Source organism: Photorhabdus australis DSM 17609, from assembly GCF_000711895.1.
In the GTDB taxonomy this organism is placed as follows: Bacteria; Pseudomonadota; Gammaproteobacteria; order Enterobacterales; family Enterobacteriaceae; genus Photorhabdus; species Photorhabdus australis.
This window is the reverse complement of record NZ_JONO01000042.1, coordinates 1-14,486: the sequence shown is the minus strand read 5'-3', so window position 1 is coordinate 14,486 and position 14,486 is coordinate 1. Positions and strand designations below refer to the sequence as shown.

Genomic DNA, 14,486 nt, shown 5'->3' with positions numbered 1-14,486 from the left:
TTCGCTCATTTTGTTGACACAACACACACATTTCAATTGCGCTATTTCTCGTTTACGCGCATTAACGATAAATTTACATAATCCACCTTTCAATGCTTGAAAGGCGAAAATAATAATGATCACTCTAACATCTTCTTAGTAGGATAGAACATATGAGCCAAACTACTAACACAACATTAACAGGACAATGTATCGCTGAGTTCCTTGGTACCGCACTACTGGTCTTCTTTGGCTTGGGTTGCGTTGCCGCTGCCCGTATTGCCGGCGCACAACTAGGCTTGTGGGAAATTAGTATTATTTGGGGTCTCGGCGTTGCTTTAGCTGTTTATCTTACCGCTGGTGTTTCCGGAGGTCACCTTAACCCAGCCGTGACCATTGCCTTGTGGCTATTTGCCCACTTTAGCGGCAAAAAAGTCATTCCTTTTATCATTGCTCAGATGATCGGTGGTTTTGTTGCTGCGGCTATCGTCTATACGATGTATTACAATATATTCCTTGATTACGAACAGATACACAATATCGTTCGTGGTACCCCTGAGAGTCTTTTTACCGCAGGTGTATTCTCCACTTATCCAATGGCATCACTTTCTATCTCTCAGGCATTCATGATAGAAACCATCATTGCCGCAGTTCTGCTATGTCTAATTATGGCGCTGACTGACGATGGTAACGGTATTCCTCGCGGTCCTCTGGCTCCATTACTGATTGGTATCCTGATTGCCGTTATCGGTGGTGCATTTGGTCCATTAACAGGTTTCGCTCTGAACCCAGCCCGTGACTTTAGCCCTAAATTAGTTGCTTATCTGGCTGGCTGGGGAGATATTGCCCTAACTGGTGGACGTGAAATCCCTTACTGCCTGGTTACTCTGACGGCTCCAATTATTGGCGGCATTATCGGAGCATTTGGCTACCGTAAACTTATTGGTCGCAATCTGCCAACTAGTATTGATAAAACTGAAAACCAGAATAAAAAGAAAGCGTAAAGTAGAGGATCCCAAAACAGGTTATTATCATGACAACACAGAATACGACTGAGGAAAAATATATCGTTGCCCTTGATCAGGGAACAACCAGCTCACGAGCTATCATTCTTGATCACAACGCTAATATTATCTCCATTTCACAAAGAGAATTTACCCAGATTTATCCGAAACCCGGCTGGGTCGAGCATGATCCGATGGAAATCTGGGCAACCCAAAGCTCAACGCTGGTAGAAGTATTAGCGAAAGCGGATATTAGCTCTGATCAGATTGCAGGCATCGGTATTACTAACCAGCGTGAAACAACCATTATCTGGGAAAAAGAAACTGGCAAACCTATCTATAATGCCATTGTGTGGCAATGTCGCCGTACTGCGGATGTCTGTACTAAACTGAAGCAGAAAGAGGGGCTGGAAGAGTATATTCGCCAGAATACAGGGTTAGTTGTGGACCCTTACTTCTCCGGTACCAAAGTAAAATGGATTTTGGATCATGTCGAAGGCGCACGTGAACGGGCTGAAAAAGGCGAACTACTATTCGGCACTGTGGACACTTGGTTAGTATGGAAAATGACTCAAGGCCGTGTTCACGTTACGGATTTCACGAATGCATCTCGTACAATGTTATTCAATATTCACAATCTGGATTGGGATCAGCGTATTCTTGATGAATTACAAATCCCACGCGCCCTACTGCCAACGGTTTGTTCATCTTCTGAGATATATGGTCAAACCAATATCGGCGGTAAAGGTGGCACCCGTATTCCTATCGCAGGGATCGCAGGTGACCAGCAGGCTGCACTGTATGGTCAGCTTTGTGTTCAGCCCGGTATGGCGAAAAACACCTATGGGACAGGCTGTTTCCTGCTAATGAACACAGGCAAAGATGCCGTGCGTTCCAACCATGGATTATTAACCACTATCGCTTGCGGCCCCCGCGGCGAAGTAAACTATGCACTTGAAGGTGCGGTTTTTATTGGTGGGGCCTCTATTCAATGGTTGCGTGATGAGCTAAAACTCATTGCAGATGCTGCTGATTCCGAATACTTCGCCACTAAAGTTAAAAATAGTAACGGCGTGTATGTCGTTCCAGCTTTTACCGGCCTTGGCGCCCCCTATTGGGATCCCTATGCCCGCGGTGCAATCTTCGGCCTGACCCGTGGTACAAACAGTAATCACATCATTCGTGCAACACTGGAATCAATCGCCTATCAAACCCGCGATGTCCTGGATGCAATGCAGGCTGATGCAGGGACCAGACTGCAAGCACTGCGTGTAGATGGTGGTGCAGTTGCCAACAATTTCTTGATGCAATTTCAGTCAGATATTCTTGGAACCCGTGTGGAACGTCCTGTTGTGCGTGAAAGTACGGCATTGGGAGCCGCCTTCCTCGCAGGATTGGCAGTTGGCTACTGGAAAGATCTGGATGAAGTGAAAAGCAAAGCTACTGTTGAAAAAGAATTTCGTCCGGGCATTGAAACTACTGAACGTAATTACAAATATAATGGCTGGAAAAAGGCTGTTGCTCGAGCGCAAGATTGGGAAGACAAAAGCTAATCTTCTTTAAATAAAAGGGTGGAATTTTCCACCCCTTGTCTTACTGTATGAACACATCATCAAACTACATGTTCTTGACGCTGCATCCTATGCGCCAGAGGTAACCAACAAAGCAGGATCAAAACTGACATCAAGAACATCAGCATACCCACACTGAATTGGCCATTTTGTGGCAACATTGCTGATAACCAGGTTGCTACGCCAGAACCAACATTTTGTAAACCGCCAACTAACGCCCCTGCTGCACCAGCCAGATAAGGAAACGGTTCCATTGCTCCCGTAGTTGCTAGTGGAAATAACATTCCGGCACCGAAGAAAAAAAGCGCTGCGGGAACCAATAACGTCCAGATATTCATGACACCGAACCATCCCGGCAACCACATCAGCACACCAGCCAGTAAACAACAAATCACGGAATACCACATCAGATTATAAAAAGATTTTCCTTCCCGTCCTGCGCACCACGCACCAAAAAAAGCCGCTGGAATTGGCAAAATAAATAAGATACTGACAGCAATACTGTTCAGCCCAAGCACGCCGCCCATCAGCACACCACTACTGGCTTCAAAGACCGCAATACCTGACAAACCACCAATTAACATTATCAAATAGAAAATGAATGGGCCGTTCGATAAAAGATGACGAAAAGAAGTGAACATTTTTCGTTTTTCAATTTGCTGTGGCCGGGTTTCTGGTAGTTTACGAAACACATAATAAACGACACCCACGCACAGAATCAGCAAAAACAGATAACAAGAACGCCAGCCAAAAAAATGCGCGATAACACCACCAATCATCGGCGCTAATAACGGACTCACTAAAATTCCCATATTTAGCAAACTGTTGGCGTAACGCAGCGCAGTACCCGTATACAAATCCCTTGGCATCGTTCTGGACATGACGCCAGCAACCCCCGTCCCTAGCCCCTGTAAGGTACTGGCAACAACTAACACATCCAGGCTGGGAGAAAATAAAGCACAAACAGTAGAGAACAGGAAAATCATCATGCCAGCCAGAATTACTGGACGACGGCCAATCTGATCTGAAAGAGGGCCATAAAAAAGCTGTGAAAGCCCGTAAGAAAACAGATATGCCGCCATCACACGTTGTACAGAACCAGTGGGCATATTAAAGTCTTTAGCAATATCTGCAATAACAGGCACATAGATAGTCTGTGTCATCTGCCCCACAGCAACCAATGCAATCAATATCAGCAACAAATAAAAGTTATCTAATTTTCTCATCGAATTCACAATAAGTTCATACAATTAGCAACAGGATTACCTCCGCGATTAAAAAACGGCTGTAATCTTTTACTCCATCAATGTGACTAACTTAACAAATTTTAGATTTTTTTCGAGATAGTACACAATTTTATTTTCATAAAAAATACCAGATAATTACACCAAAAATGTCAATAATTTTGTACATACTCAACCATACATCAGAAAAAAACCAGTCAATTTCCCTATGACACAGAATCGATAATGGTATTGGTATCCATAGATTAGAATAATGGCGTAAAAACACACTGTTCCGAGATTTCAGGATAGGAGATACGTGCTAATGGCCAACTGGGTTACAGGAAAAGTTACACAAGTTATTCACTGGACGGATACTTTGTTCAGTATCAAGGTGCATGCACCTGTTGAAGAGTTCACTGCCGGTCAGTTTGCGAAACTGGCTCTGGAAATAGATAATGAACGGGTTCAACGCGCCTATTCTTATGTTAATGCCCCGGCAGATAACAACCTTGAATTCTATTTAGTAACAGTTCCTGAAGGTAAACTCAGCCCACGGTTAGCTAAATTGCAACCCGGAGATGATTTATTAGTCACAGAGCAAGCCGCAGGATTTTTTATTCTTGATGAAATACCTGATTGCAAAACATTATGGATGCTTTCAACCGGGACAGCGATTGGCCCTTATCTGTCTATCCTCCAACAAGGGAACTATCTGGATAGATTCGAGAACATAGTATTAGTACATGCGGTCAGACTCACCCAAGATTTGAGCTATCTGCCCCTAATGCAGCAACTGGTCCCGCGTTTCAATGGCAAGTTACGGGTCCAGACTATCGTCAGCCGCGAGCAAAACCCCACCTCATTGACTGGCCGTATCCCTGCATTGATCGAAAATGGCGAACTTGAAGCGGCTGTCGGGCTTCCTATGAACAGCGACAACAGCCATATTATGTTATGCGGTAATCCTCAAATGGTGAAAGACACCCAAAACCTGCTGAAAGAACAACGTGGAATGACAAAACACCTGCGCCGCAAATCTGGACATATCACCAGCGAACAATACTGGTGATTTTAGTCAGCTTTGGCAGAAACAAAATCAACTTTTTCTGCCACTTTGCCAAATCGGTTTGGTCCATCGGTACCACGAAATACACCACAATCAAGTACCATCATAACGATTATCAATGTGGGGATAAAACGTCCAATCCCCCATTGCCAGAATGGTTCCATACCACCCCAATCAACAGCAATCAACAACCATGCCAACAACAAAAGCAGCGACCAACCTCCCCGCTTGTTTCGGTCATGCAAACGCTTAGCCATTATTGCTGCTGCTGGATACATTACCAAACCAACGGCAAAAACCGCATAATGCATGGGCAAATAACCCATTCCCTGAATAGTAAAAATAACCAACATCAGTGCCAGACAAACACCGATGCCAATCCAGAATTCACGCCGCCCAATTCGCCCTTTGAATGAAAAACCCCATTGTTGTAATGTCATCTATTCTTTTCCAATCGTGTATTCTGTTTTCCAGCGCAGTTTAACCTAAGCGAGCGGCAACATGAAAATCGGCGTCAATAAATTTCTGACCATGATATTAATAGCAATCAACACCAATCTGCCGTTGATAGCCAATGCTGATAAATCAACAACAACCCCGGCGATTTATCTTCTACCGAATGCACCATCCTTTGATGAAACCATCCCGTTGTTTCGTGAAAAATATAATCGTCGCAATCCAGCATTACTACTACATGAGTATCGCGTAATCACCGGCAAAGACATACCTCTTCCACTGACACGGGCAGCCAGCAAAATCAATGAAAAACTTTACTCTTCCGCCGTTCTGGAACGGGGAAATGAGAAAATCAAAAGCCTGCAACTTACGTTGTTACCATCGGAAGATGAAATAGAAACCCAAAAAAATCAAATTTTGATAGAGCAATATATGATAGCTCTGATGCGCCACTTTAACCCGACCCTCTCACCAGAGCAAGGCAAAGAGAATATTGATAATTTATTGAAAAACAGCAAAAAATTGCCATTTTACAGTCAAAATATCGGAGCAATTCGCTATATTGTGATAAATAGTAGCGAAAAGGTACTTACTTTCTCGATTGAACCGATTAAGCTGTCACTATCTGAAGCGAGCAACTAATCAAGATTAGTGATAAAAAACAAAGCTATTGTTTGTAATGATCACTATACTGTGGACTCTGACTACCGAATCTATTCCAAGAATGAATTTCATTCAATTCACTACTTAAACATTCTCTGGTTGGAGGAAAAAACATGCGGCATCCACTCGTTATGGGCAACTGGAAATTAAACGGCAGTACCCACATGGTTAACAAACTTATCACTGACCTGCGTAAAGAATTGAACAATGTCGCTGGCTGTGAAGTCGCTATTGCGCCACCAGCACTTTATCTTTCTCAAGCTAAACAAGCACTGGCAGGCAGTCACATCAGTCTGGGCGCACAAGACGTCGACGTAAACTTGTCTGGCGCATTTACGGGTGAAACTTCTGCCGAAATGCTGAAAGACATTGGCGCAGAATACATTATCATCGGCCATTCCGAACGCCGTACTTACCACAAAGAAAGCGACGAATTCATTGCGAAAAAATTTGCTGTTCTTAAACAACAAGGTCTGATCCCGGTTCTGTGCATCGGAGAAACGGAGCAGGAAAACGAAACCGGTCAGACTGAAGCTGTATGTGCAAGGCAAATTGATGCTGTGTTGAACTTACTGGGAGTAGAAGCATTCCAGGATGCAGTAATCGCTTACGAACCTGTCTGGGCGATTGGTACCGGTAAATCAGCAACACCAGCACAAGCTCAAGCTGTACACAAATTTATTCGTGATCATATTGCGAAGAAAGACGCGGCAATCGCAGAACAAGTCATTATCCAGTACGGTGGCTCTGTGAATGCAAATAACGCGGCTGAACTATTCGCTCAGCCAGACATTGATGGTGCTCTGGTTGGTGGAGCTTCCCTGAAAGCTGACGCTTTCGCTGTTATCGTAAAAGCTGCGGCAACAGCGAAAAAAGTATAATTCATAGTTTTATCAATATGACCATATAGTCATCATTGGCCGCCGTAGTTATACGGCGGCTATTTATTTCTGGCGCTGAATAATCTCATCAAACACACCTCCGGTCGCGAAATGTACCTTCTGGGCTTTTCCCCAACCACCGAATACTTCGTCGACAGTAAATAACTCCAATTTAGGGAAAACAGCCCTGTATTTATCGGCAATCACTTTATCGCGTGGACGATAATAATTTTTAGCGACTATCTCTTGCCCAGCCGGAGAATACAGGTATTGCAGATATTCCATTGCCAGCTCACGGCTACCGCGTTTATCAACCACTTTATCAACAATAGAAACCGTTGGTTCAGCAAGGATTGAAGAGCTTGGTGTCACAATTTCGAATTTGTCTTTATCAAGCTCATTGATAGCCAATAACGCCTCATTCTCCCAGGCAATTAATACATCACCAATACCACGTTCGACAAAAGTATTAGTCGCCCCCCTTGCACCTGAATCCAACACTTCAACATTTTGGTAAAGCGCTTTCACAAACGCTTTTGCTTTATTCTGGTCCTGATTGTTATGAGCCAATCCATAACCCCATGCAGCCAGATAATTCCAGCGTGCTCCACCAGATGTCTTTGGATTAGGTGTCACAACAGATACACCTGTACGAGTTAAATCTGACCAGTCTTTAATCTGTTTTGGATTACCTTTACGTACCAGAAAAACAATAGTTGAAGTATAAGGTGCTGAGTTATCTGGCAAACGCTTAATCCACTCTTTATCTATCCGACCATGCTGTGCAATCGCATCTACATCATAGGCCAGGGCTAGTGTCACAACATCCGCATCAAGACCATTAATAACAGAAGTTGCCTGCTTACCGGAACCACCATGAGATTGCCGGATTACCACCTTATCCCCAGTCTTCTGCTGCCAGTAATGACTAAATTCCTGATTATATTGTTGATATAACTCTCTGGTTGGATCATAGGAAACATTAAGAAGCTGCAAATCCTTTGCCCACAGGCTGCTACTAGTAATAAACAGTAACGCCAATCCCACATGCCATCTGCCTTTCATCTGGATTTCTCCCAAGCTATTTTAACTGTTATGAAATTCAAGGCTGACAGAAAGTGTTATCTCTCAGAAATAATTAAAAACATTCACTTATACACAAGAGGAATATGCTGAGGAAAAACTACAGCCCCAGAGAGGCTGTAGCAGATGCAAATTTTCCTGCATTTACAGATAACAGGAAGTGATTAATACAACTTTTTCGCGGTTTCTAGCCAATCCTGTTTAAACACTCTCTTCATATTCTGCACTGCATCAATGATGTCATGATGAACAAGTTTCTCGTTCTGGATACCAACACAGCGACCACCATAACCTTCCAACAGCAATTGAATAGAATATGCTCCCATGCGAGAAGCCAGAATACGGTCATAAGCAACTGGGGAACCACCTCGCTGAATATGGCCTAAAACGGTTGCACGAGTTTCATGGTGAGTCTCTTTTTCAATATGCCTTGCAAGCTCATATACATCGCAAACGTGTTCAGTAATCGCAACGATAGCATGGCGTTTACCTTTATCGATACCAGCTTTAATTTCAGCAACCAGTTCATCACGGCTAAATGAGACTTCGGGCAACACGATAAACTCACACCCCCCTGCAATCGCTGCTGACAAAGTCAAATCACCACAATAACGCCCCATAACTTCAACAATGGAAATACGTTTGTGAGAAGTCGATGTATCACGCAGACGGTCAATAGCTTCGACAACCGTCTCCAGCGCTGTGAAATAGCCGATAGTATAGTCTGTACCCGCCACGTCATTATCAATAGTGCCCGGCAGGCCGATACAGGGGAACCCCGCTTCCGTCAGCTTCTTAGCCCCCAGATAAGAACCATCACCACCAATGACAACCAGCGCATCAAGACCATTCTTTCTCATATTCTCAATAGCAATGGTCCGTACCTTCTCATCTCTAAACTCAGGAAAACGCGCTGAGCCGAGAAAAGTACCACCACGGTTAATCATATCGGATACGCTGAAACGATCGAGTTTCTTCATGCGGTTTTCATACAAGCCAAGATAACCGTCATAAATCCCGAAAACCTCTAACCCTTCGGTTAATCCTGCACGAACCACACCACGAATAGCAGCATTCATACCTGGCGCATCACCGCCACTCGTTAAGACACCGATTCTTTTGATCTCATTAACCATGATGACCTCTGACTTGTAGATGTAATATTTGCAAACCCGCTGATGGCCGACTTCGTATGCTATCACTTTGCTTAAAACAGAAATCTGCCTTTTTAACCTGTTATTGCTTTCAACCTGTTACTACCATCGTATTGAAACAACCATGCTGAATTGATTCAACCCTTCATATAATACGGTAAAAAACCAAGTCTGCATTAACAATGAACCCTTTTTGAGATCTATTTGATAAAAAGTAATTTAATTATGCTCTTAGCTCTTACGGCTCATCAGTCAACCGCTAGGAAACCCATCCTTAATATCCCCATCCATAACAAGAGAACCTATGCCAGACATCAATCTATGCCACTATTTAATCAATATCGGACCATCCAAAAGCACCATTCAATCATCCTTCATTTACTCTTTTAACATTTTTCCAGCATGCTCCTTACCAACAGATGACCATAGGTCACAACACAGCGGAAACCAGCACTAATGGTAAACACACTACAGTGCTAACATTTATAACCCTCATTCATTACACTAATAACCTGTTATCTTTCAAGTTGCCTCTTTGTTGGCTGCTCTCACTCACCCCGGTCACATCGTTATCTATGCTCCCGGGGATTCGCTCCCTTGCCGTCTCGATCCATCTTGAAATCTATTGGGTATATCTTTCCATTACGTATAAAAATAACGTGTCAGATGGAAAAATACTGGGGCAGAAAAACATAAAGAATCGATTCGGTCTAACATGCCTCCATGACCTTCAATCATTTCACCAAAATCTTTAATGCCACTATCGCGCTTTATTGCTGACATACACAAGCCACCGATAAAACCCATCAGCGTAATCGCTAACGACATCCAGCCTGCCTCCCACGGAGAAAATGGCGTTACCCAATAAAGCGACATGCCTAATAAAACTGAAGCCAAAATACCACCGACGAAGCCCTCAACTGTCTTATTAGGACTCAATTTAGGTACAATAGGATGTTTGCCAAATAATTTACCGAACACGTACTGAAAAACATCCGACATCTGTACCACAATCATCAAAAACAGGAGTAATTCGACATTTTCCCCTTCATAGCCAGGAATTTTCAACATTAATAAAGCAGGTGCATGACTGATACAAAATACAGCAACTAACATTCCCCACTGTATTTTAGCTGTCCGTTCCAGAAAATTCGTTGTATCTCCAGCCAATGCAATACGGGCCGGTAAAAACAAGAAAACATAAACAGGAATGAAAATAGAAAACACACCATACCACTCAATACCAACGGCAATGTATTGCAATGGCATGAAGATAAAGAAACACCAGAACATCGCCTCATGGTCACTTCGTCGTGTTGGTGTCAGAGTAAAAAATTCCCGTAAAGCGAAAAATGACATACTTGCAAATAATAGAATGGAGCCGATTGGGCCAATCATCACTGATAACAAACAAATAACACACATCCCCCACCAACCTCGGATGCGAGCATTCAGATTATCGATTGTCGCATTACTGTTATCCTTTGAATATTTCGAGGACAATACTGCCCCAACAATACTGGCAATAATTAACGGCACGAACATGCCCCCCAGCAACAGGAGTAATTTATTATTAAGCACAGTCATAATATTAACGCCTCCAATGCCAGACGAGCTCTCTGGAGAAAATCGGCTTTTTCCTCTTTTTCCCTCAATTTTGCCAACGGCTGGCCAAATGTTGCTGAACAAATAACAGGAACAACAAGCGCCGATCCTTTTGGTAAAACCCTGTTTAAATTTTCCAGATAAACAGGAATTAGCTCAACATCAGGATATTTCTTCGCTAAATAATACAGACCACCTTTAAATTTATTGATTTGCTCCCCACTTCCTCGTGTCCCTTCAGGAAATAAGATTAAAGACTCTCCTCGTTTTAATACTTCCTCCATGGGAGTAAGAGTATTTTCTTTTAAACCATCCTCCCCTTTACGATCAATCAGGACAGACCGAAAAACTTTATTTATAAAATATCTGCGCAGACGAGTTTTACTCCAATAATCACGAGCAGCGACCGGATGCACCCGATAACGTAATACTCGAGGAAACCCAGCCCAAATAACTAATCCATCCAAGTGGCTAGTATGATTGGCATAATAAATCCGAGAAGCCACTGATGGCTGACAGCCAATCCAACGAATTCTCACACCTGTTAATAAACGGCAAAGTCCAGACAAAAAAGAACCCATTCCTTTACTGACCAGTGTTACTTCTTGGGATTTATTCATTACAAGTATCCTTCTCTTGCAATTCATTCAATATGACTCTGGTTCTCCGAATACATGTCCAGAGACAACCCAATGTGATCACGATTAATAGTACAAGTAAAAAATACTGGCCCCATAACTGAGGTAAAAAAGCCGCAACAATTGAACCGACAGTAATTAACGCCATCCTATGCTGCTTCGCCATCGGGCCAAGGAAACGCTGAGGTAAACCGCAAGTACCACCTAATAATCGAATATAAGCTGTCAAAACAGCCAATAACGCAGCAATACAACCAAGAGAAATCGCAAATGGAAAAAGAGTTAAACCATAACCTAAACCAATTAAAATAAAAGAATCAGCGATACGATCTGGAAGATCATTAAAAACAGTGCCGACAGAAGTCCTTAGTCCCCCCTCAATAGCAACCATTCCATCCAATAAATTACACACTAATCTGGCTTGAATAAATAAAGCTCCAATAATCAATAACACTGAAGTTAGCCAGAAAGATCGGCTCCAAAAACAAGTCGCGAAACACAATCCAGCTAATGCAGCAAAAACAACGCTAGCAACAGATATGCCATTTGGTGTCACCCCACGATATTGCAGCCATTTAGCCGCTTTTCCAGCCCATATTGCATTGCGCGTTTTAATCGGACGCCGATCTTTTATCTCGTTACCAGACATAAGTATTTCCCTTCCTGAGAACCATGAATAATTAAATCTACTTAAGTTAAATGAAATAAGATAAACAGGATTGTTCAGAATAACAACAACAAACCGCCAAATCAGTGGGAGAAAAGACAAAGGAATTATTTGACGTTGATTACGAAAGCTTTCGTACAAAGCTAAAGTCAATAAAACCTGATTTACCAGAAGGACAAGCAACGCACGTTCTACGCCACACATTCGCAAGTCATTTTGTGATGAAAGGTGGAAACATTGTTGCACTACAACAAATACTCGGTCATGCCAATATACAACAAACTATGGCGTATGCTCATCTGGCCCCCGACTATTTGCAATTTGCAATCACGTTAAATCCACTAAATGGAGGCATAGAAATTTAGCAATAACAAACAACCGTAGCACTCAAAAGTGTCCACACTAGTGTCCACACTTAAAAATTTCCACGCTACTTACAGTTGCTTACAAAAATTTTATCTGGTTGATTTTAAAGTAAATTAATCTTAGCCAGATAAAAAAATCCCGCCATAAGAGGGTGTCGCAAAAGGCGTGTATTATCCGTTAAGATCTGCGTACTTCTTTTAAGCGCAGATCTTTTATGACCTTATTCATTCGAAAACGGGAACCTTCCCTTCATACCGGACGTCAGTTTGTCAAAGCTCAACACTTACCTGTATTGGATGGCTCCCTTTCCCTTTCTGATTATCTCAGGCAAATGGGGGAGCGTAGCGCATTTATTGTTACTAACATTCTTGATGAGCAAGATTGGGGCCCCTTTGAACGCCATTATGCTTCGACAGGGAGAGCCCCTTATTCTCCACGCTCCATGATAGGGATCCTGCTTTATGGGATCATGAAAGGACACTGCTCGCTCAGAGAACTTGAACGACTTGCGCGTTTAGATTTAGGCTGTATTTTTGTCAGTCAGGGAATTACGCCCGATCATGCCAGTCTTGGGCGTTTTATTTATTAGCACCAATCCGTCCTGACGGGCTCGTTTTTTAAGGCACTGACCTTATCCATTTTGCACCGTAGTCATTCGGACGGCTCGTGCCTGGCCGGTGACGGGACAGTGATAGAGGCGGCTTGTTCTCATTACCACCTTTTAACTCAGGAAGCGATTTCACGTGAAAAAAATACTCTCACGGCCACCCCTGCCACAGCGCAGACAGAAAAACGTATAAAGCAATTGGAACAGGGAGCCGGCGTATTACGGTGCCGACAAGAAAATTGCGAAAAAAAAGGAAGGATGCCAGCCAACTGCGTATCAATCCAACAGAACCCAAAGCCGTCGTCCAGAAACTTAAGCGGGGAAGGGGATTTTCAACTTCCTATAAACCGTCTGTTTTAGTCAACAACAGACGTCTTATCGTCGCTCACACAGTCGATCCCTCCAGTGAAACCCAAGTGATGGCCGCGTTATTGGCGCAGAATCTCACTATCTCGGGCGGTCACCCGGAAAAATTGATATTGGATGCCGGTTATTTCCATGACGATGTGATTGCTGAGGCGAAGAAACATCAGATCTTGCTGTTTTGTGCAGAAAATTCAGACCGACAGCGTGCACGAAAAATCTATCCTAAATCATTATTTACTTATGATGCTGAGCAAGATTGCTATATTTGTCCTGCGCATCACCAATTGTCCCTGCAAAGTACAGTGAAAGCCACTGAAAAAACGCGGCCCTATCGGGTTTATAGCGCTGACAATTGTGCCGGATGCCCGCAGAAAGCGGGCTGCACAAAGGCTAAAGGAGGAAGAAAAATAAAACGTTATCCGGAAGATGAAGGGAGGGAGGCGCTTCGTTTGCATATGGCCCGACCCGAGTCAAAACAGATATTGAGTCAACGGAAGAGCCTGGTAGAACCGGTATTTTCGGCATTACGGGGAATTCAGAGACTGGAACGCTTTCGGCGTAAGGGATTGTCAGCGGTAAAGTTGGAATTTACCCTGCATGCGATGGCCTATAACTTATCAAGAGCGGTGGCTCTGATATTAGGGATTATTTTTAGCCTGTTATCCATACAAATAACAGGCTGCCCAAAGTCAGTGATTGAATTTAACTTGATGCTTGAAAAAGTGACCTCAACCCTTTTGCGACACCCTCTTAAAAACGAACAGAAAACGCAATCCGGCGGTGAAAACCACGGCCAGCCCATCGATTGAGGCATTCACCTTTGGCGATCCGATCCCCGTTCTTGACCGGCGCGAGGTGTTTGATTATCTGGAGTGTGTACTGGTCGATAACTGGTATGAACCCCCAATCAGTTTTAACGGGCTGGCGCTGTCGTTTCGCTCGGCGCCGCACCACAGCAGCGCGGTTTATGTCAAACGCAACATCCTGACCAGTACCTTTATCCCACACCGGCTACTTAGCCGACAGGCATTCGACTCATGGGCGCTGGACTTTATGCTGTTTGGCAATGCCTATCTTGAACAACGCAAGAATCGCCTTGGTCAGCCTTTGAAGCTGCATCATTGCCCGGCCAAGTTCACCCGGCGCGGTGAAGA

General features: G+C 43.5%; 14 protein-coding genes and 2 pseudogenes. 9 read left to right on the top strand and 7 right to left on the bottom strand.

Annotation, left to right across the window (positions count from 1 at the left end; translation table 11 throughout):
• Positions 1-152: 152 nt before the first annotated feature.
• Together BO26_RS12910 and glpK are read left to right on the top strand one after the other, a co-directional pair.
• The gene (locus BO26_RS12910) at positions 153-983 is read left to right on the top strand and encodes an MIP/aquaporin family protein (protein WP_036771946.1); all 831 of its coding nucleotides are present in this window, start codon (positions 153-155) and stop codon (positions 981-983) included.
• 29 nt (positions 984-1,012) lie between these two features.
• Complete coding sequence (gene glpK / locus BO26_RS12905) at positions 1,013-2,536, top strand: glycerol kinase GlpK (protein WP_036771943.1); 1,524 nt, start codon at positions 1,013-1,015, stop codon at positions 2,534-2,536.
• 59 nt (positions 2,537-2,595) lie between these two features.
• Here the strand turns inward: glpK and emrD are convergent, their stop codons facing one another.
• On the bottom strand, positions 2,596-3,780 hold the full coding sequence (emrD, locus tag BO26_RS12900) for a multidrug efflux MFS transporter EmrD (protein WP_036771940.1): 1,185 nt from the start codon (positions 3,778-3,780) through the stop codon (positions 2,596-2,598).
• Between the two features lie 322 nt (positions 3,781-4,102).
• On the opposite strand from emrD, the gene fpr reads away from it, so the two are divergent.
• Positions 4,103-4,849, top strand: a complete 747-nt coding sequence (gene fpr, locus BO26_RS12895; protein WP_036771939.1) for a ferredoxin--NADP(+) reductase — start codon at positions 4,103-4,105, stop codon at positions 4,847-4,849.
• 2 nt (positions 4,850-4,851) lie between these two features.
• On the opposite strand, the gene BO26_RS12890 is transcribed toward fpr, so the two are convergent.
• On the bottom strand, positions 4,852-5,286 hold the full coding sequence (locus BO26_RS12890; protein ID WP_036771938.1) for a DUF805 domain-containing protein: 435 nt from the start codon (positions 5,284-5,286) through the stop codon (positions 4,852-4,854).
• Between the two features lie 61 nt (positions 5,287-5,347).
• Here BO26_RS12890 and BO26_RS12885 point away from each other — a divergent pair, with 61 nt between their 5' ends.
• The gene (locus BO26_RS12885; RefSeq protein ID WP_036771937.1) at positions 5,348-5,944 is read left to right on the top strand and encodes a DUF1454 family protein; all 597 of its coding nucleotides are present in this window, start codon (positions 5,348-5,350) and stop codon (positions 5,942-5,944) included.
• A gap of 134 nt (positions 5,945-6,078) precedes the next feature.
• Entirely contained in the window at positions 6,079-6,846 is a 768-nt protein-coding gene (gene tpiA, locus BO26_RS12880; protein ID WP_036771936.1) for a triose-phosphate isomerase, read from the top strand.
• Between the two features lie 63 nt (positions 6,847-6,909).
• Here tpiA and BO26_RS12875 read toward each other — a convergent pair whose 3' ends face one another.
• From BO26_RS12875 to BO26_RS12855, 5 genes are all read right to left on the bottom strand, one after another.
• Positions 6,910-7,911, bottom strand: a complete 1,002-nt coding sequence (locus BO26_RS12875) for a sulfate ABC transporter substrate-binding protein (protein WP_036771935.1) — start codon at positions 7,909-7,911, stop codon at positions 6,910-6,912.
• Between the two features lie 182 nt (positions 7,912-8,093).
• Positions 8,094-9,065, bottom strand: a complete 972-nt coding sequence (pfkA, locus tag BO26_RS12870; protein ID WP_036771934.1) for a 6-phosphofructokinase — start codon at positions 9,063-9,065, stop codon at positions 8,094-8,096.
• Positions 9,066-9,725: 660 nt separating this feature from the next.
• Positions 9,726-10,670: a phosphatidate cytidylyltransferase gene (locus BO26_RS12865; protein ID WP_201771272.1), complete on the bottom strand. Its 945-nt coding sequence runs from the start codon at positions 10,668-10,670 to the stop codon at positions 9,726-9,728.
• Positions 10,667-11,308: a lysophospholipid acyltransferase family protein gene (locus BO26_RS12860; RefSeq protein ID WP_036771933.1), complete on the bottom strand. Its 642-nt coding sequence runs from the start codon at positions 11,306-11,308 to the stop codon at positions 10,667-10,669. The genes BO26_RS12865 and BO26_RS12860 overlap by 4 nt, the downstream gene beginning before the upstream one ends.
• Entirely contained in the window at positions 11,301-11,975 is a 675-nt protein-coding gene (locus BO26_RS12855) for a CDP-alcohol phosphatidyltransferase family protein (protein WP_036771932.1), read from the bottom strand. Before BO26_RS12855 ends, BO26_RS12860 begins: the two co-directional genes overlap by 8 nt.
• A 110-nt stretch (positions 11,976-12,085) precedes the next feature.
• Between BO26_RS12855 and BO26_RS12850 the strand changes: the two are divergent.
• From BO26_RS12850 to BO26_RS12835, 4 genes and pseudogenes are all read left to right on the top strand, one after another.
• Positions 12,086-12,358, top strand: a pseudogene (locus tag BO26_RS12850) (tyrosine-type recombinase/integrase); the annotation flags it as partial.
• Positions 12,359-12,573: 215 nt separating this feature from the next.
• Positions 12,574-12,948 (top strand): transposase, encoded by a 375-nt coding sequence (locus BO26_RS12845; RefSeq protein WP_051690972.1) that lies wholly within the window; start codon positions 12,574-12,576, stop codon positions 12,946-12,948.
• Between the two features lie 242 nt (positions 12,949-13,190).
• Positions 13,191-14,141, top strand: a complete 951-nt coding sequence (locus BO26_RS12840) for a transposase (protein WP_036771930.1) — start codon at positions 13,191-13,193, stop codon at positions 14,139-14,141.
• Positions 14,113-14,486 (top strand): annotated as a pseudogene (locus tag BO26_RS12835) (phage portal protein); the annotation flags it as partial. The gene BO26_RS12840 and the pseudogene BO26_RS12835, both read left to right, overlap by 29 nt.